Source organism: Moraxella canis, from assembly GCF_034424565.1.
GTDB classification, from domain to species: Bacteria; Pseudomonadota; Gammaproteobacteria; order Pseudomonadales; family Moraxellaceae; genus Moraxella; species Moraxella canis.
Window position 1 is genome coordinate 1,422,333 of sequence record NZ_CP139961.1, and the last position, 19,582, is coordinate 1,441,914.

13 protein-coding genes, 2 tRNA genes and 3 rRNA genes are annotated in these 19,582 nt (G+C 45.2%); 11 read left to right on the forward strand and 7 right to left on the reverse strand.

All coding sequences use genetic code 11. The features are described from left to right. Positions 1-36: 36 nt before the first annotated feature. Together U0021_RS06440 and U0021_RS06445 are read right to left on the reverse strand one after the other, a co-directional pair. The gene (locus U0021_RS06440) at positions 37-1,071 is read right to left on the reverse strand and encodes an ABC transporter ATP-binding protein (protein WP_114801016.1); all 1,035 of its coding nucleotides are present in this window, start codon (positions 1,069-1,071) and stop codon (positions 37-39) included. 28 nt (positions 1,072-1,099) lie between these two features. Continuing rightward, positions 1,100-2,701: an ABC transporter permease gene (locus U0021_RS06445; RefSeq protein WP_114801017.1), complete on the reverse strand. Its 1,602-nt coding sequence runs from the start codon at positions 2,699-2,701 to the stop codon at positions 1,100-1,102. A gap of 221 nt (positions 2,702-2,922) precedes the next feature. On the opposite strand from U0021_RS06445, the gene U0021_RS06450 reads away from it, so the two are divergent. Then, positions 2,923-3,918, forward strand: a complete 996-nt coding sequence (locus U0021_RS06450) for a Fe(3+) ABC transporter substrate-binding protein (protein WP_114801018.1) — start codon at positions 2,923-2,925, stop codon at positions 3,916-3,918. Positions 3,919-3,993: 75 nt separating this feature from the next. Here U0021_RS06450 and dapE read toward each other — a convergent pair whose 3' ends face one another. From dapE to U0021_RS06465, 3 genes are all read right to left on the reverse strand, one after another. Further along, positions 3,994-5,175 carry a succinyl-diaminopimelate desuccinylase gene (gene dapE / locus U0021_RS06455; protein WP_114801019.1) on the reverse strand — a complete coding sequence of 394 codons (1,182 nt, stop codon included), beginning with the start codon at positions 5,173-5,175 and terminating at the stop codon, positions 3,994-3,996. Between the two features lie 81 nt (positions 5,176-5,256). After that, positions 5,257-6,135, reverse strand: coding sequence for a DUF4300 family protein (locus U0021_RS06460; protein WP_114801020.1), 879 nt, complete (start codon positions 6,133-6,135; stop codon positions 5,257-5,259). Positions 6,136-6,154: 19 nt separating this feature from the next. Beyond that, positions 6,155-6,760 carry a 2OG-Fe(II) oxygenase gene (locus tag U0021_RS06465; protein ID WP_227538738.1) on the reverse strand — a complete coding sequence of 202 codons (606 nt, stop codon included), beginning with the start codon at positions 6,758-6,760 and terminating at the stop codon, positions 6,155-6,157. 156 nt (positions 6,761-6,916) lie between these two features. On the opposite strand from U0021_RS06465, the gene U0021_RS06470 reads away from it, so the two are divergent. From U0021_RS06470 to rrf, 7 genes are all read left to right on the forward strand, one after another. Further along, a complete protein-coding gene (locus U0021_RS06470; protein ID WP_114801022.1) occupies positions 6,917-7,804 on the forward strand; it encodes a 23S rRNA (adenine(2030)-N(6))-methyltransferase RlmJ in 888 nt (295 codons plus the stop codon). Between the two features lie 65 nt (positions 7,805-7,869). Then, a complete protein-coding gene (pssA, locus tag U0021_RS06475) occupies positions 7,870-8,679 on the forward strand; it encodes a CDP-diacylglycerol--serine O-phosphatidyltransferase (protein WP_049237884.1) in 810 nt (269 codons plus the stop codon). 424 nt (positions 8,680-9,103) lie between these two features. Next, positions 9,104-10,632 (forward strand): 16S ribosomal RNA (locus U0021_RS06480). Positions 10,633-10,693: 61 nt separating this feature from the next. Beyond that, positions 10,694-10,770, forward strand: a tRNA-Ile gene (locus U0021_RS06485). Between the two features lie 4 nt (positions 10,771-10,774). After that, positions 10,775-10,850 (forward strand) — tRNA-Ala (locus U0021_RS06490). A gap of 245 nt (positions 10,851-11,095) precedes the next feature. Further along, positions 11,096-13,949 (forward strand): 23S ribosomal RNA (locus U0021_RS06495). Between the two features lie 145 nt (positions 13,950-14,094). Next, a 5S ribosomal RNA gene (gene rrf, locus U0021_RS06500) occupies positions 14,095-14,208 on the forward strand. Together the 16S, 23S and 5S rRNA genes with 2 tRNA genes alongside form the textbook arrangement of a ribosomal RNA operon. A gap of 143 nt (positions 14,209-14,351) precedes the next feature. Here rrf and U0021_RS06505 read toward each other — a convergent pair. Next, a complete protein-coding gene (locus U0021_RS06505; protein WP_114801170.1) occupies positions 14,352-15,155 on the reverse strand; it encodes a Cof-type HAD-IIB family hydrolase in 804 nt (267 codons plus the stop codon). Further along, positions 15,145-15,771: a DedA family protein gene (locus tag U0021_RS06510; protein ID WP_114801169.1), complete on the reverse strand. Its 627-nt coding sequence runs from the start codon at positions 15,769-15,771 to the stop codon at positions 15,145-15,147. Before U0021_RS06510 ends, U0021_RS06505 begins: the two co-directional genes overlap by 11 nt. A 370-nt stretch (positions 15,772-16,141) precedes the next feature. Here U0021_RS06510 and U0021_RS06515 point away from each other — a divergent pair, with 370 nt between their 5' ends. The 3 genes from U0021_RS06515 to ftsZ all read left to right on the forward strand — a co-directional run bounded on the left by U0021_RS06515 (position 16,142) and on the right by ftsZ (position 19,539). Beyond that, a complete protein-coding gene (locus U0021_RS06515) occupies positions 16,142-16,864 on the forward strand; it encodes a cell division protein FtsQ/DivIB (protein ID WP_227538754.1) in 723 nt (240 codons plus the stop codon). A gap of 61 nt (positions 16,865-16,925) precedes the next feature. Continuing rightward, the gene (gene ftsA, locus U0021_RS06520) at positions 16,926-18,224 is read left to right on the forward strand and encodes a cell division protein FtsA (RefSeq protein WP_114801168.1); all 1,299 of its coding nucleotides are present in this window, start codon (positions 16,926-16,928) and stop codon (positions 18,222-18,224) included. Positions 18,225-18,417: 193 nt separating this feature from the next. After that, positions 18,418-19,539: a cell division protein FtsZ gene (ftsZ, locus tag U0021_RS06525; RefSeq protein ID WP_049236694.1), complete on the forward strand. Its 1,122-nt coding sequence runs from the start codon at positions 18,418-18,420 to the stop codon at positions 19,537-19,539. Positions 19,540-19,582 lie beyond the last annotated feature (43 nt).

Here is a 19,582-nt window from a genome sequence, read left to right on the forward strand (position 1 = left end):
AAGTACTTGCTTGGGTTTTTTATTGCGCTTAATCAGTCATGAATCGCTTGCAGTGATGCCAGACGCTCGGCGTATCACCACGTTAATCTGATCGCCAATCTCATGGCTACTGTGATTGGCAGCCATTGAGGTTTGCATCAGTAGCGTCTGACCTTGGGCAGAGCGCAGGGTGTATAGCCAATAGCCGCCGCGAAAGTCTTTATCAATGACTGTGACAGCGATGGCGTTGGGGTCTTGGCTAGGCTTCACATCATGAGGGCGGATCAAGGCTTTGGTGGCGTGAGCAGACAGCGGAATAGGAATGAAGCCGATTGGGCTATCAAATCCATCATCTGTCATAGTGAGCACGTCAATAATCACACCTTCACCAATAAAGCGCGCCACCGATTCATTGGCAGGGCGCTGATACAGGGCATTTGGTGCATCCCATTGCTGCAGTTTGCCTTGGGTAATCAGCCCAACCACATCTGCCATCGCAAAGGCTTCGGCTTGATCATGTGTCACCAAGATGGCAGAGACATTTTGGGAGGTGAGCAGGCGGCGCACTTCTTTGGACAGACTGGTTCTTAGCTCAACATCTAGATTTGAAAACGGTTCATCAAGTAAAATCAAGCTCGGACGCGGTGCAAGCGCACGCACCAACGCCACACGCTGCTGCTGACCGCCTGACAATTCATGAGGGTAGTAATTGGCATACTCGCTCATACCAATCAGCTCAAGCATTTCTTCCACGCGCTTAGACTTGGCGGTTTTGTCCATTTTAGAAAGCCCAAAGGCGATATTATCTTTCACAGTCAGATGCGGAAATAGGGCATAGTCTTGAAATACCATGCCGATTTGTCGCTCATGCGCAGGGATATGAATTTGGCTGTCATGCAGCGTTTGATCTTGAATGCGGATGCTGCCACTGTCAGGCGTCTCAAATCCTGCAATACAGCGTAGTAGCGTCGTTTTACCGCAGCCAGACGCGCCCAGCAGGCAGGCGATTTGCCCTGATTGTAGATCAAAGCTGATATCGCTCAAAATGGGTCTTTGATCAAAACTGATGGAGAGGTTTTTAATACTTAGCATGAGTGTCTCGATGATAGGAAAATAAAGGCTACTTTTGGTCCATCTTAGCAAATAATATGACAGGAATCAGTCCAGCCAAAATGATCGCCAGTGCTGGCAAAGAGGCTTTGTCATACAAGCCTTCACTGGTGAAAGAAAAAATCCGCACCGACAGCGTATCCCAATTAAAAGGACGCATCATCAATGTGATCGGCATCTCTTTCATGGTATCCACAAAGACCATCAGCATGGTCACGCCCAGCGCACTTTTGATCAGCGGCAAATAAACGCGGCGCACTGTGCCAAAAGGCGTCGACCCCAAAGAGGCAGCCGCTTCGATGTGCGTCGTGCGAATGCGTTTCATGCCTGCATCGACCGACTGTACGCCGAGCGCCAAAAAGCGAATCAATAGCGCAATGAGCATGGCAAAGATCGTCCCCTTAAAGATCGCATCGGTATCTGAAAATGCAGCTATGTTTGCAATTAGCCAATTATCAAGCCATGCCACAGGCACAAAGACACCGACCGCCAAGACAGTACCAGGAATGGCATAGCCCAAAGTAGATATTTTGGTGGCGGCTAAAGCATAACGGCTTTTGTCTGAGCGAGCGGCGATGACAATAAATAACGCGGTCGCTGCAACGACCAAGGCGGTCATCAGACTGATACTCACCGAATGCCAAATCTGTATCATAAGCTCAGTGAGTACGACTTCTTGCCAGCTTGCGATCGCCCATGCGGTCAACTGAATGAGCGGAACGATGAAAGCTAAGCATAAGATTAGGCTGCAGTATAAGGTGGCAAGCCATTTTTTATAACCTATCAAGGTTATGGTGCGGTGGTGGCTGGCGCGCCCTGTCACCTCAAAGCGGCGGCGTCCTCGGCTGATTTGCTCAAGCAATAAAAACACAAACACCAAGCCAATCAATAAACTGGCAAGCTGCTTGGCAGTATCAATAGAATAAAACCCAAACCAAGCCTGATAAATGGCTGTCGTAAAAGTATCATACCCAAAGACACTCACCGCCCCAAAGTCCGCCAAAACTTCCATGAGCGCCAAAATCGTACCGCCTGCAATCCAAGGTCTTGCCATGGGAAGCGCGAGCTTTACAAATGCTTGTGCTGAAGAAAGACCCAATGACGCCCCCGCCTCAAGCGCACGATTACCCATACTGCCAAAGGCATTTTTTGCTAATAAATACACATAAGGATACAAAGTCAGGCTCATCACTAAAGTCAAGCCAAAGCCATTTCGAACATCAGGCAGTCCCTGCTCAAGACCCCAAGCCTGCCTCAAATAAGTGCTAATCATCCCTGTATAATCAAAAATGCCCAACTGCACAAAGGCAAGCACATATGCCGGCACCGCTAAGGGCAGCATCATCGCCCAAGCAAAAAATCGCTTCAAGGGAAAATCGGTCATGGCAGTCAGCCAAGCAGTTGTTGTGCCAATGACGGTCACCCCAACCCCAACGCCAAGCACAAGAAAAAGTGTGTTTTTTAGTAATAATGGCAGTTCGTATTCTAATAAAAATTGCCAAATCTCAGCATCAAAGCTATGTAAAGCAAACACAATGACCGCCAACGGCACCAATACCAATAAGGCACAAAGACCAAGCCATAGGCGGGATAAAACAGAAGATGAGTTCATGAGATCAAAAGTGAGATAAATCAAAGAGTTATCAGATATCTACTAAAAATTTAGCGATAATGATAATTCTTCTTGTTTCTATTTGCAAAATATTCTATTATAATAGCACAAAATGTGGCAGGTTTATTTACAAAACTTGCAAATTGACGCAATTTTTCTGCGATAAAGTCAGCTTATGGCAGATGATTTGTGGATTTGATTTGTTTATAAAAGGATGAGTTATGAAAAAGCTATTGATCGCATCACTGGCAATGGCAGCAGCAGCGCCAGCATTTGCCAATGAAATCGTTGTCTATTCAGCGCGCGCTGATGAGCTATTAAAGCCGATTGCAGAAGCGTATCAAAAGAAAACTGGCACCAAGGTCACTGTCGTCAGCGATAAAGCCGGTCCTTTGATGGAAAAATTAAAAGCTGAGGGTAAAAATACTCAAGCGGATGTTTTGATTACCGTGGATGGCGGCAACTTATGGCAAGCAACTCAAGCCGGCGTATTGCGTCCGATCAACTCTTCGATCTTAAGAAATAATATCCCATCGCACCTGCGTGACCCAAAAAATCACTGGTTTGGCTTATCTGTGCGTGCACGCACGATTTTTTATAACCCAAATAAAGTCAATCCTAGCCAACTATCAACCTATGCTGATTTGGCAGATCCAAAATGGAAAGGCAAGCTTTGTTTGCGTACTTCAAACAATGTTTACAACCAGTCATTGGTTGCGACCATGATCGCCAACCAAGGTCAAGCAGCGACAGAAAAAGCGGTCAAAGGCTGGGTGGCAAATTTAGCGACAGCACCATTTTCAAATGATACAGCGCTGCTAGAAGCGATCAATGCAGGTCGCTGTGATGTGGGTATCGCCAATACTTATTATTATGGACGACTACTAAACTCTAAACCTGCGGTGGCAAATAATGTCAAAGTATTTTTTGCTGATCAAAAAGGCAAAGGGACTCACGTCAATGTCTCGGGTGCTGGTGTGGTGAAGCACTCAGATAATCCAGTCGAAGCCCAAAAATTCATTGAATGGATGTCAAGCACCGAAGCTCAGCGCCTGTATGCTGATCGAAACTTTGAGTATCCAGCCAGCCCACGTGTAACCGCGGCACCCTCGGTAGCGCGCTGGGGTACATTTAAGCAAGATTTCATCAATGTCTCAGTGGCAGGTCAAAACCAACAAAAAGCCATCATGCTGATGAAGCGCGCCGGTTATAAATAATCTGTTTATGTTTAGATAATCAAAAAGCACTTTGATCGATCAAAGTGCTTTTTGATTGGGTGATATATTTTTAGGTTATTTGATTAAACTGACTAAAATTTCTTCATAAATTTGGGTGAGTTTTTCTAAGTCATCAATATCAACATGTTCATCCACTTGATGAATGGTGGCATTGAGTACGCCTAACTCAACCACCTGCGCGCCCATGATCGGTGCAATAAACCGCCCATCTGAAGTACCGCCTGAAGTCGATAGCTTAGCGTCGGTGCCAGTGACAGTTTTGATGGCATTGACGCACGCCGAGACAAACTCGCCTTTTTCAGTCAAAAAAGGCACGCCTGAAAGCGTCCATTCGATCTCATAAGTTGCTTTGCTATCTTGAAAATGCTGATCAAAAATGGCATGAGTTTTTGCCATGAGACTCTCGGCAGTATTCTCGGTGCAATACCGAAAATTAAACAGCACTTCACAAGTGCCGCCGATGACGTTGGTTGCGCCTGTGCCGGAGTGAATGTTGGAGATTTGCAAAGAGGTTTCGGGGAAATAATCATTGCCGTCATCCCAATGCGTCGCAATCAGCTCGCTCAGTGCAGCTGACACCGCATGAATGGGATTGACCGCCAGATGTGGATAGGCGATATGACCCTGCTTGCCTGTGACGGTCAGTTTGGCATTCAAAGAGCCGCGCCGACCATTTTTGATGACATCGCCTAGACTTTGCGTGCTAGATGGCTCGCCCACCAAACAAAAATCCATTTTTTGCCCACGCGCTTTTAAGGTTTCGGCGACCTTGATAGTGCCATTGATGGCAGGACCTTCTTCATCAGCGGTGATGAGCAGGGCGATGCTGCCTAAATGATCAGGATGGCGATTGATAAAGTTTTCGGCAGCGACAACAAAACTTGCCACGCCCGTTTTCATATCCGATGCGCCGCGCCCATAAAGCTTACCTTCGTGAATGGTGGCAGAAAAAGGGGGGAATCTCCAACGAGATTCATCCCCTGTGGGTACAACATCGGTATGACCCGCAAAACATAGCACCGGCGCTTTTGGATCTTTGCCATGTTTGATCGCCCAAAGATTTTTGATTTGGGCATTTTTGCCAGTATCATGCGCATCGCCAAAATGCATAAACTCACACTCAAAGCCAATCTCAGATAAGCGTTTGGCAAGGATATTTTGACAATTTTTATCATCAGGTGTGATGGAAGGCTCGCGAATTAAATCAATAGATAGCGCAAGTGTCGGAGTGTGCATGGATGTCTCCAAAATAATGAATTGATGATTAATATGTTGTTAAATAATATGTTGTTAAAATTTTCATCTAAAAAAATCGGATTATTCTTCCACCCATTTTACGAGTGTATCGTTTTCCATCACAAAAGGCTGTGCCGTCGGCTGATTATAATGTGTGGCGTATTTGGTCAGTAGATAAGTATAAGCATCCTGTTTTGAGGTAAATTTAATGGCTTGATATGGGTCTTGGAACGATAATTTTTCAATAAATAAATAGCCATCGTCAGCAGGAACAAGCACGCCGACATGACCGATAAACAGATACTCGCCATCTTGATCATCATGAAAAACTACCGACAGCATGGTTGCTTGATCATCAAACTCAATGCCTTCAAAATGCGATTTCATGTGCTTGGCATGGATTTTGGCATCTTTGGTGGCTTGAGTTTTGACACGTGCATATAAACGGTTGTATTTTGGCAAGTCTGTATCATCAATCAAGCCGCCCACCTCAATCGCATCATGATCAGGAAAAAGCATTTGCGCGTCTGATTTTGTGGGGTCTTCTGAGATATGGATGGTGTCTTTTAGTAAGGCAAAAGTATTAATTCGGCAATTTGTGCCAATAAAGTCACCTTTGGCGTCCGCCCACAGGGTATCCATGGCTAGTGTATCATAATCAGGCGGTTTGGCACTAAATCCGTCTGTTAGGCTGACCTTTTGGATCGTTTGATTATAATCTTTGATCCAAGACATGACCAGATTTACCTGATCGTGCGATAAATGCTGACCAAGCGCTGATCTCACCTGTGCTTCGCTGGCGCCATCGGCAATATTTGAGATAAGCATCGTGTCTTGGGTGGGTGTGCTGACTTTTGGGTTTTGGTCGGTCGGCGCACTAGACTCAGCAGGCGACTTGGCAGGCGCGCAGGCGACCATCAGAGCGCAAATTGTCATCAGTACAAACGGTGTGTTTTTCATAAATATTCTCAATAATAATTCATAAAATCTGATCGTCTTTTCTCATCCATGTGGCGATCGAAAAGCGGCGGCGATTGGTGATATTGACTTGATGTCTAAGGTTGCTGTCAAATATCACTAAGCGATTGGCTTTGGGGGTGAGGATTTGCTGCTGAGATTGTTTATCGATGACCAAAATCTCTCCGCCATCAGTGTCAGACCAGTTGTCATTTAAATAAAATACCGCAGAAATAACACGCTCATCGCGACCTTTGGGATTGTCGACATGCCACTGATAGCCAAAACCTGTAGGATAGCAAGCATAATGCGCCTCGCTGCGGCGAATCCCTGCATATAGCGTTTGATTAAAATATTCAGCCAGTGACATGATACTGCCCAGATAATCCATGCCGATGGGGCAGTCTTCATCAATCCAGCGGATCTCATCGCCACGAACGCTTTGTAGTCTCTCGCCTTGCGTCAGGGTCGCTGCTTTATATTCAATAAAACCACTTTCTTTTTGAAGCGATAAAACATCTTGGTGGTCAAATACCTCATCCAATACCAAAACGCCTGTTTCCAAAAAAGTATCCAACCGATCATCGATCAGCCCTGACCAATCAACACAAAACCCTTTTTTTGACATGCTCAAAGCATCCACCATCATCACCTTTATGATTATTGCCGTATCAAAAGCCGCTGCCATACTCAGGATTGCTGACCAAGCCTTAAATAAATATGCATAGCGCAATATACCTATTTATGATACCATAAATAATTAACCATCTAATAATTTTCACTTATGAACTATAAACACGCCTATCATGCGGGTAACTTTGCTGATGTTGCCAAGCATATTTTACTTTTGCAGTTATTAAGCCAATTTAGCGCCAAAGCCAAACCATTTTATGTGCTTGATGCCTATGGCGGTCGCGGCTTGTATTCATTGGCAAGTGCCGAAACCCAAAAAACCCAAGAAGCGCAGCGAGGCGTTATTGCGCTTGAGCAAGCTGTTAGGGCAGGCTTGGACGGATTGCCAAAAGCTGTCAGCCAATATTTATCAGACTTAGCATTTGCCCGTCAAAAATATGATCAGCATGTTTATCCTGGCTCGCCTTGGTGGATCGCGCATCATGGCGAATATCACTCCGAGGATGCACCGCTTCGCGCGGAAGCTTTTGAGGCGATCGCTGATGAATATGATGCGCTTAATTATCAGCTTTATCAGCTGCCGATCGGTATTCATCATCGTGATGCGTTTGAGGGTGTGCCTGCTGTCATACCTCCCAAAGAAAAGCGTGGCATCATTTTATTAGATCCTCCCTTTGAGCAAGAGCATAAGGATTTTAGCCGCTTGGTAGATTTGTTGGTGGCAGGCCATAAAAAGTTTGGTACTGGCACATTTGTACTGTGGTATCCGATCAAAAATATCGATGCAGTCGAGCTATTTTATAAAAAAATGAAGCGTACTGGCATCAAAAAACAACTGGTGTGTGAGCTAAATTTATATCCAAACGATATCGCGGTAGGATTAAATGGCACGGGTTTACTAGTCATCAATCCACCATGGCAATTTGCCGATCATGCCCAAGAGATCATTGAATTTTTGGCGCCGATCTTAAAGCCTCAAGACGCCCCTCAAATGTCTCTGGGTGAGATGGCAGTTGTTAAATGGTTGATTTCAGAATGATGTTGATCATAAACCCATCCAATCTGTAAAACAACGTTGGATGTCTAATAACTAAAAGGGCGATTATGTCAGAAATTCAAAAGCCTGAAACGCATACTGTATCAAATGAGCCTGAACACGATGGCATCACCTTTGAGGTGATTGAGCCTGAACATTCAGGTGGCAAGCGCACCATGACATCTGGGGTTTATTTAGTACCAAACCTCATCACGACACTGTCATTGTTTTCAGGATTTTATTCCATTCTCTTAAGCACTAGCGGAGATTACCATCGTGCCGGTTTGGCGATTTTCGTTTCTGCTTTCTTAGATGGCATGGATGGACGAGCCGCACGTCTGCTCAACGCCCAAAGCCCCTTTGGTGAACAATATGACTCATTGGCAGATTGTATTGCATTTGGTCTGGCGCCAGCAATTTTAATCTATAGTTTTGCTTTGGAGCCGCTGGGCCGATTTGGCATGGCGTGTGCATTTGTGTATGCAGCTTGTGCAGCATTTCGCTTGGCGCGATTTAATGTCCAAATTGATGTTGTCGATAAAAAATACTTTATTGGATTGGCAAGCCCATTGGCAGCGCTTTTGGTCGCCTGCTCGGTATTGGTCGCCTTAAAATATACCGCTCCAATCACAGATACGGCGACAGCCTTGACTTGGTTTTTTGCTTTATGGGTCATTGCATGTGGCATATTGATGGTCAGTAATATCAAATATTACTCCTTTAAAGAATTTGACAAGCGTAAAGTGCCTTTTGTGGTGCTATTATTGGCGGTATTGGTCTTTGGTATTGTGCTTTATGACATTCCTGTAGGCTTGCTTGCAATTGGCGTAGCCTATGCATTATCAGGGTTTGTGACCACACTGCGTAAAAAATTCTAAAAATTTTCAAAATTTTTGAAAAAAGTGCTTGACGCTAAGAAAATTTAGCGTATAATAGCTCTCATTGATTGCATGATGACTTCTTAATTAAAAATCATCATGCAAAACAAACAAACAAAAAGCTTGACTTCAAAACATGCCATGTTATAATGGTCAGCTCAGGTTAATCAGACGATGATTAACACACTATTTAAAATCCAAACTAAAGAACAACTTGTGTGGATTTTTGTCAATACAAGATACTTAAAAAGATAATCATTTATTGATACTGTTTACTTATCTTAAGTACGGCAAAAATACTCAAAGTTAATTCATTAACACGATGAGCAGATATTGAAATATATATCATTTGCTAGTAAGTACGATAAATGAGCCAACATTAAAGTCCAATCAAACAGCTTTGTTTGACTGGCAAATCAAGATTAAACTGAAGAGTTTGATCATGGCTCAGATTGAACGCTGGCGGCAGGCTTAACACATGCAAGTCGAACGAGGTTAGAAAGCTTGCTTTTGATACCTAGTGGCGGACGGGTGAGTAATGCTTAGGAATCTGCCTAGTAGTGGGGGATAACTTGGGGAAACTCAAGCTAATACCGCATACGACCTACGGGTGAAAGGGGGCGCAAGCTCTCGCTATTAGATGAGCCTAAGTCGGATTAGCTAGTTGGTGGGGTAAAGGCCTACCAAGGCGACGATCTGTAGCTGGTCTGAGAGGATGATCAGCCACACTGGGACTGAGACACGGCCCAGACTCCTACGGGAGGCAGCAGTGGGGAATATTGGACAATGGGCGAAAGCCTGATCCAGCCATGCCGCGTGTGTGAAGAAGGCCTTTTGGTTGTAAAGCACTTTAAGTGGGGAGGAAAAGTTAATGGTTAATACCCATTAGCCCTGACGTTACCCACAGAATAAGCACCGGCTAACTCTGTGCCAGCAGCCGCGGTAATACAGAGGGTGCAAGCGTTAATCGGAATTACTGGGCGTAAAGCGCGCGTAGGTGGTTACTTAAGTCAGATGTGAAAGCCCCGGGCTTAACCTGGGAACTGCATCTGATACTGGGTAACTAGAGTAGGTGAGAGGGGAGTAGAATTCCAGGTGTAGCGGTGAAATGCGTAGAGATCTGGAGGAATACCGATGGCGAAGGCAGCTCCCTGGCATCATACTGACACTGAGGTGCGAAAGCGTGGGTAGCAAACAGGATTAGATACCCTGGTAGTCCACGCCGTAAACGATGTCTACCAGTCGTTGGGTCTTTTAAAGACTTAGTGACGCAGTTAACGCAATAAGTAGACCGCCTGGGGAGTACGGCCGCAAGGTTAAAACTCAAATGAATTGACGGGGGCCCGCACAAGCGGTGGAGCATGTGGTTTAATTCGATGCAACGCGAAGAACCTTACCTGGTCTTGACATAGTAGGAATCCTGCAGAGATGCGGGAGTGCCTTCGGGAATCTACATACAGGTGCTGCATGGCTGTCGTCAGCTCGTGTCGTGAGATGTTGGGTTAAGTCCCGCAACGAGCGCAACCCTTTTCCTTAGTTACCAGCACCTCGGGTGGGAACTCTAAGGATACTGCCAGTGACAAACTGGAGGAAGGCGGGGACGACGTCAAGTCATCATGGCCCTTACGACCAGGGCTACACACGTGCTACAATGGTAGGTACAAAGGGTTGCTACACAGCGATGTGATGCCAATCTCAAAAAGCCTATCGTAGTCCGGATTGGAGTCTGCAACTCGACTCCATGAAGTCGGAATCGCTAGTAATCGCAGATCAGAATGCTGCGGTGAATACGTTCCCGGGCCTTGTACACACCGCCCGTCACACCATGGGAGTTGATCTCACCAGAAGTGGGTAGCCTAACGCAAGAGGGCGCTCACCACGGTGGGGTCGATGACTGGGGTGAAGTCGTAACAAGGTAGCCGTAGGGGAACCTGCGGCTGGATCACCTCCTTAACGAAGTTATCTGATTGGCAAGAATTCACAACAAGTTGTTCTTTGGTAAGATGTTTAAAACGGGTCTATAGCTCAGTTGGTTAGAGCACCGTGTTGATAACGCGGGGGTCATAAGTTCAAGTCTTATTAGACCCACCATTTTGGGGCCATAGCTCAGTTGGTAGAGCGCCTGCCTTGCACGCAGGAGGTCAGGAGTTCGACTCTCCTTGGCTCCACCACTAAACATCAAAGCATACATAAGCAATTTAAATAAGATTTCTTATTTATGCTTTTATTTTATAAACTGACGAAGTTTATAACATTATTTAACAACATAGTATGAGTCTGGGTTAATTATTATCCAACGTAATAATTAACCAGGGTGATTGTACCCAATACAATCACCCAAAGTAAAGAGAACTGAATCAAGCGTAAACATAGGTAAATCGTTACACATTACCCATAAGACCCCTTGGGGTTGTATGGTCAAGTAATGAAGTGCACATGGTGGATGCCTTGGCAGTCAGAGGCGATGAAAGACGTGATAGCCTGCGATAAGCGTCGGTGAGGTGGCAATATCCTGTGACCCGGCGATTTCTGAATGGGGAAACCCACCTAAGATAACTTAGGTATCATAATTTATTTTATGAGGCGAACCGGGAGAAGTGAAACATCTCAGTACCCCGAGGAAAAGACATCAATAGAGATTCCCCAAGTAGCGGCGAGCGAACGGGGAGGAGCCGATCAATTTTACAGTAGCAAAATGGCGTGGGAAAGCCAACCGTAGTAGGTGATAGTCCTGTATGCGAAACTGTTTAAGCGACATATTAAGTAGGGCGGAACACGAGAAATTCTGTCTGAAGATGGGGGGACCATCCTCCAAGGCTAAATACTCCTGACTGACCGATAGTGAACCAGTACCGTGAGGGAAAGGCGAAAAGAACCCCTGTTAGGGGAGTGAAATAGAACCTGAAACCGTGTGCATACAAGCAGTCGGAGCGGATTTATTCCGTGACGGCGTACCTTTTGTATAATGGGTCAGCGACTTATATTCTGTAGCAAGGTTAACCATCTAGGGGAGCCGTAGGGAAACCGAGTCTTAATAGGGCGCATAGTTGCAGGGTATAGACCCGAAACCGAGTGATCTATCCATGAGCAGGTTGAAAGTGCCGTAACAGGCACCGGAGGACCGAACCCACTGTCGTTGAAAAGCCAGGGGATGACTTGTGGATAGGGGTGAAAGGCTAATCAAACTCGGTGATAGCTGGTTCTCCCCGAAAGCTATTTAGGTAGCGCCTCGGACGAACACCATTGGGGGTAGAGCACTGTTTCGGCTAGGGGGTCATCCCGACTTACCAAACCGATGCAAACTCCGAATACCGATGAGTGATATCCGGGAGACAGACGGCGGGTGCTAACGTCCGTCGTCAAGAGGGAAACAACCCAGACCGCCAGCTAAGGCCCCAAATTCCTAGTTAAGTGGGAAACGATGTGGGAAGGCACAGACAGCTAGGATGTTGGCTTAGAAGCAGCCATCATTTAAAGAAAGCGTAATAGCTCACTAGTCGAGTCGGCCTGCGCGGAAGATGTAACGGGGCTCAAACTAGGAGCCGAAGCTGCGGATTTAATTGTTTCAATTAAGTGGTAGGGGAGCGTTGTGTAAGCCTGTGAAGGTGCACTGTAAGGTGTGCTGGAGGTATCACAAGAGCGAATGCTGACGTGAGTAACGACAAAACGGGTGAAAAGCCCGTTCGCCGGAAGACCAAGGGTTCCAGTCCAACGTTAATCGGGGCTGGGTGAGTCGACCCCTAAGGCGAGGCCGAAAGGCGTAGTCGATGGGAAATCGGTTAATATTCCGATACTTGTTTATGATGCGATGGAGGGACGGAGAAGGTTATGCCAGCCTGGCGATGGTTGTCCAGGTGGAAGGATGTAGTTAGACTGAGTAGGCAAATCCGCTCGGTTATTAATGAGATCTGATAGCAAGCTGATTGATCAGCGAAGTGGCAAATACCATGCTTCCAGGAAAAGCTTCTAAGCATAGTCATAAATGAATCGTACCCGAAACCGACACAGGTGGTCAGGTAGAGAATACCAAGGCGCTTGAGAGAACTCTGCTGAAGGAACTAGGCAAAATGGTACCGTAACTTCGGGAGAAGGTACGCTCCTGTTTGTGAAATCCTCGCGATGTAAGCGAATGGGAGTCGCAGATACCAGGCTGCTGCAACTGTTTATTAAAAACACAGCACTCTGCAAACACGAAAGTGGACGTATAGGGTGTGATGCCTGCCCGGTGCTGGAAGGTTAATTGATGGGGTTAGCGTATGCGAAGCTCTTGATCGAAGCCCCAGTAAACGGCGGCCGTAACTATAACGGTCCTAAGGTAGCGAAATTCCTTGTCGGGTAAGTTCCGACCTGCACGAATGGCATAATGATGGCAGCGCTGTCTCCAGCAGAGACTCAGTGAAATCGAAATCGCAGTGAAGATGCTGTGTACCCGCGGCTAGACGGAAAGACCCCGTGAACCTTTACTACAGCTTTACATTGAACTTTGACCTAACTTGTGTAGGATAGGTGGGAGGCTTTGAAGTGGCGACGCCAGTTGCCATGGAGCCATCCTTGAAATACCACCCTGGTTATGTTGGGGTTCTAACTTGAGATTAACAGATCTAAGGACAATGTATGGTGGGTAGTTTGACTGGGGCGGTCTCCTCCTAAAGAGTAACGGAGGAGTACGAAGGTGCGCTCAGAACGGTCGGAAATCGTTCAAAGAGTATAAAGGCAAAAGCGCGCTTAACTGCGAGACCCACAAGTCGAGCAGGTACGAAAGTAGGTCTTAGTGATCCGGTGGTTCTGTATGGAAGGGCCATCGCTCAACGGATAAAAGGTACTCTGGGGATAACAGGCTGATACCGCCCAAGAGTTCATATCGACGGCGGTGTTTGGCACCTCGATGTCGGCTCATCTCATCCTGGGGCTGAAGCAGGTCCCAAGGGTATGGCTGTTCGCCATTTAAAGAGGTACGCGAGCTGGGTTTAGAACGTCGTGAGACAGTTCGGTCCCTATCTACCGTGGGCGTTGGAAATTTGAGAGGATCTGCTCCTAGTACGAGAGGACCAGAGTGGACGAACCTCTGGTGTTCCGGTTGTTTCGCCAGAAGCATTGCCGGGTAGCTACGTTCGGATGGGATAACCGCTGAAAGCATCTAAGCGGGAAGCCCACCTCAAGATGAGATTTCCCTAAAGAGCCGTTGTAGACGACGACGTTGATAGGTTGGGTGTGGAAGCACAGCGATGTGTGTAGCTAACCAATACTAATTGCTCGTTTGGCTTGACCATACAACACCCAAGTGGTTTTACCCACTGACAGTGTTGTGTGTAAAGTGTAAGATTTTACCTTAGCTTGATTTAAGTCAAACCATCACAAATGATGATCTTGAAACCAAACTATAACAGACTCATACCGCGTTGTTAATCCTTTTACGCTGACGACAATAGCAAGATGGAACCACCTGATCCCTTCCCGAACTCAGAAGTGAAACGTCTTAGCGCCGATGGTAGTGTGGTTCGCCCATGTGAGAGTAGGTCATCGTCAGCACCCTTATTCAATCCCCCTTGCATTGGAAGATGTGAGGGGGTTTTGTTTGGGGGGTGAAAGGAGTGATGCCCATTGGGAAATAAAAAACACTTGCTGATTGGGCAAGTGTTTTGGTTTTTGGGGGTGTTGAAGGTGATTTGAGATCAATTCCATTTTAGTGCTTTTAAAATTTTTTCAATGCCGTCTTGATCGTGGCGTGGACAAATAATATCAGCATGCTGTTTTAAATCGGGATGTCCATTATCCATAGCAATAGCAGCACCCACCAACTTAAACATCTCTATGTCATTTAAGCCATCTCCAAAAGCTGCCGCATCTGATTTGGAGATATTTAACTCATTTAATAATTTTGCTATTGAGCGCGCTTTTGAGCTTTGATGATCCAATACATCTACAGCGCACTGATGCCAGCGAGTTGTTTTAATATCAGGTGGCAGCGCGATGTTTTGAGCTTCATGGTCTTCATAAAATGCTAAGATTTGATAAATGGGCTGATCAAAATCAAACCCTGATTTATTGGCTAATATCGGTGAGATTCCTAATGAGCCTAAAGCAGTTTTTAACTGTTCACTCTGATTAAAGCAAAAGATCTCGGTTTTTGTCATAATTGCAGTAGCAATATTACGACGTTCAAATACCGCCAATATCTCCTTGACTTGATGATTTTTCAAGGGAAAATCGAATAATTTTTTACCAGCGTATTCGTTGTATTGACCATTCATAGTTAATAGGTAGTCAATACCAATTTCATCAATCAGCTCTCGTACCGCTAACGGCATAATCCCAAGACTGCGGCCTGTGGCAATAGCGAGCAATACACCTTGATTTTTTAGGGTGAGTAAAGCAGGTTTCACACTTTTAGGAATGCGCCCTTCATCTTTGATATACAAAGTATCATCAATATCAAAGAAAATAATTTTAGGCAAGGGATAAGAGTTATTTAGCATGAGTACCCCAAACTTTTTTGACGCGTTTATAAATGATAAATAAAATCAGAAGCCCAGCACCTATAACGATATAATGACTGATGGCACCAACATAGTTGGCTACTTTATGATAATTAGCTCCTAACACAAAGCCAGCATAAGCCAACATCGCGCTCCAAATCAAAGATCCTAACCCAGTCAATATCAAAAAAGGCACTAAGGGCATGTGCGCCATACCTGCCGGAATGGATATCAGTGAGCGTATCGCAGGGATCATTCGCCCAAAAAATATGACAGATTTACCATGCCGATCGAACCATTTTTGGGCATTACTTACATCATTGGCGGTGATCAAAAAATACTGACCATAACGATTCGCCAAATGTCGCAAGCGCTCTTCGTCTAGTTTTGTGCCAATATAATACAAAGGTAGGGCGCCAATCATTGAGCCAATTGTGCCGGCAATAATAACGGCAAATAAGTTCATTTGACCCATTGCTGCAGCAAATCCAGCTGCAGGCATAATCAGCTCTGATGGAATGGGCGGAAAGACATTTTCCAAAAACATCATTAAACCGACGCCAATCAGACCTAGTTTGTCCATCACAGCCAAAATCCATTCACTCAAGTGTTCCATAATGCTCATTCACAACCATTAAAATATGAATTTTAACATTTTTTCTTACAATGATGTTGTTGGCATGTGCAATGAAGAGTTGCTGATTTATGTACATCATTTTTAAATTTACTTGTTTATAAAAAAACTGTAATCATATGTAACACTCTTAAATTTTTCGGGTATTTTTTGAATTTATTACTTTCACTTATCGATAAAATGCGCTAACATATACTGATTTATCTCAATGTTATTCTAAAACAGACTGCGACCGTAGTAGTCAGTGTTTTTGCTGCTAAAGATTTGATCTTAATGAGCGTCTCTAGGATACTTTAATAGCATATTCAAAAATTTATTGATGATAAAAATTTAATAATCAATGGCGTAATTCATGACTAAAATCTCTATGAAGAAAATCACTGTCAAGCCATGGCATTCTGCATTGATGATCATTGTATTGATTGCGATTTTTGGGCTGTTGACCAACTATTTATTAAATAATGAAACAGCCAAACCGATTGTCATAGAATCAAATCAGCTGACCCAAGCGCAGTTAAGTGCGATTCAGCAGGCTGTCGAACCGATTGGCGAAGTGCAATTTTTTGGTGCAGATTTGGTAAAAATTCACCAACATATCACCCAGCTGACCTGGGTGGAATCGGCGAATGTGCAGCGCGATTGGAATAATGGTGTGGTTGTGTCGGTCACTGCGCGCAGACCCATTGCCAACTTTGGTAGCGACAGATTGCTTGATGCCAATGGAGTGGTGTATGAGCCTGCCGAAAACAGTCAGCTTATGAACCCTAATTTAGTTAATCTGCATGGGCGCGATACCGAATCTCAGCAGATTATGCAAAAGCTTAAGCGGATCAATAGTTGGTATGCACCTTTGGATGTTCGGGTTCAGGACTTGATTTTGACACCACGCCAAACTTGGATCATTCGATTTAATAATGGCATGCGTATCATGGTTGATCATGAAGACACAGAGCAAAAGTTGTACACTTTGGCGATACAGCTACAAAGTGCGTTGGCTAATGATTTTGGACGCATTGATTCTGTGGATCTTAGGTATAAAAACGGCTTTGCAATTGCTTGGCGTAATCAAGCTTGATATTTTTGATAGATTTGTGCCCATACTTACTTTGGGCATCGAGGTAGGTTAAGGAAATCGTGTGACTCTTCAAGCGGTAATACATATTAGCTCCACGGCTGTCTGTACAGCGGTCGGGCATTTTGAAACCAAAGGTTTGGAAAAGCACCTTAAGGTTTCGGCTGTCGGCTTGGCGCACACGGATGCTTTCTTTGGCGGTCGTGTTGATAATCGTGAGCATCTTTTGTCAGCAATTCATAAATCTGTTCGCGAAGCCAGTGATATGGCGGGTTTGCAGATCATTTCACCTGTCTTGTGCATGGCATCTCCTATGATGAGTATGCAGAATATGAGTCATGAGGTGATTATCGATACGGCTGACCGTATGGTGATGCCAGAGCATATTCACCAAGCGACCCAAGCGATGTCTAGTCAAATCGCAAGTCAAGACCGCGCGCCATTTCAGATGAATCGCCAATTAATTTTCTTGGAAGACTATCATGTCCAAGACGCCAAAGGGCTGATGACAGATAAAATTTGTGTTGCAAGTCATGTGATCGATATGCCAACCACTCAGCTCAACCAGATGATCAGTTTGGTCGAACAAGACGATTTGCATGTCGAATCTTGTCTATTTGATGGGATTGCTGGTGCTGAGTATGCCTTGTCTGAAGATGAAAAACAAGCAGGAGTTTGTTTTATTGATATCGGTGCGGGCATGACTAAGGTGTGCATCTATAAAGATGGTGTGTTGATTTATAGTCATTGCTTGGATATGGGCGGCGTGACTGTCGACATGGACATTGCCAAAGAGTGTGGCATTGCACTTGCAGACACGGACAGCTTTAAGCGACAAGAAGGCACATTGAATCGTAATAAATATTCGCCAGGCGCTGTGGTGACTTATAAGCGACACACCAAGCATGAAAAAACCATGCTCAGACGTGAGCTTAATCAAGTGATTGAGGCGCGCTATCGTAAGCTGCTTGACAAAGTCATTGATGCGATTGATGCCTCTTTATTGGTCAGTTTGGATGCCGGCATCGTCTTGGCGGGCGGTGGTTCGTCTATGGATGGGCTGCTTGATTTTGCGCGCAACCATATTGGTATGAAAGCGCGGTTAATTACCAATAATCCTAGAGTCAAACTGGATCCTGCGCGCTTATCTGATGATAATATTAAGCTGCTTAATAAACATCTGTCCGATAATACGCTGCATACCGCGATCGGCGCACTTTTATTCGTGGGTAGTGCCCAATACGCCCGTGATCAGCAAACCCAAGAAGTTGATGAGCTTGATAATTCTTGGGTGACTGAGCGCGTGAGTATGATCAGCCAGCTTTTTGGACAATTTACTGCTTGGATTAAGCGAGTTTTTTAAGTTTTGGGCTGACGAAAGCAAACCAATTTACTAAAATATTGATCTAGATTTAAGATAAAAAATGTCTAGCTTTTTTAGTGAAATTAACTGATACAAGCCTTGCGCAGCTTGCCAAAAGTACTGTTTGTGCGTACAATGGTGCTATACTTTTTATTTAAACAATTTTTTTTGGAGTTAGGTTATGAAATACGGAATGGCTGATGAATTTCAACCAGAAACTAATGGTCAAGCACGCATCATTGTCTTTGGTGTTGGCGGCGGCGGCGGTAATGCCGTTGAACATATGGTTCGTCAAAATGTCTCAGGCATTACTTTCGTTTGTGCCAATACTGACTTACAAGCACTGAATAAATTATCAGCTCCAAATAAAATTCAAATCGGCGCGGATGCGACTCGTGGGCTAGGCGCTGGTGCCAATCCTGAAGTTGGTCGTAATGCTGCCGAAAGTAACGAAGATGAAATTCGTGCAATGCTTGAGGGTTATAATATGGCGTTCATCACTGCAGGTATGGGCGGCGGCACAGGAACGGGCGCAGCCCCTGTGGTTGCTCGTATCGCTAAAGAAATGGGTATTTTGACGGTTGCAGTGGTCACGACACCATTTAGCTTTGAGGGTAAGCGCCGCGCTGCCGCTGCGCGTAATGGTATCGATGCATTGACCCAACATGTGGATTCAATCATCACCATTCCTAACGATAAGCTGACTCAAGCATATCGCAATTTGACCATGGTAGATGCCTTTAAAAAGGCAGATGATGTCTTATTGCATGCGGTAAACGGCTTGACCGAAACTATCGTAAACCCTGGCATGATTAACATCGACTTTGAAGACGTGCGTACTGCAATGAGTGCTAAGGGTCATGCGATGATGGGTATTGGCCGTGCTAGTGGTACCAATCGTGCTTCTGAAGCGATGGAAAAAGCCATTCGCTCTCCGCTACTCGATGATCTAAATCTACGCAATGCCCAAGGCTTGATCATTAATATTATCGGTTCTGGCGTTAGCATGGATGAGGTGATGTCTATCGTTGCTATTGGCGAAGGTATGATGGATGAAGATGCCCATGTGTTTTACGGCTTAGTTGAAGATCCTGACATGGAAGATGAGATTCATGTGACCGTGGTGGCAACAGGTCTGACGGTTAATGATCAGCCAGCACCAGTCAAGCTGCCAGAAAATAAGCAAGAAACGCTAAAAACACATACCAGCGCATTGGCAGAAGAAAGCCAACAAGCGCCTGCGCCACGTCAAGGTGCGCCAAAGCCGATCAGCGTTGGGACTTTCTTACAAAGAGAGCAGCAAAAAAACAGTTAATTCACCACAAAACTAAAGTCCTACCCATGCGGTGGGGCTTTTT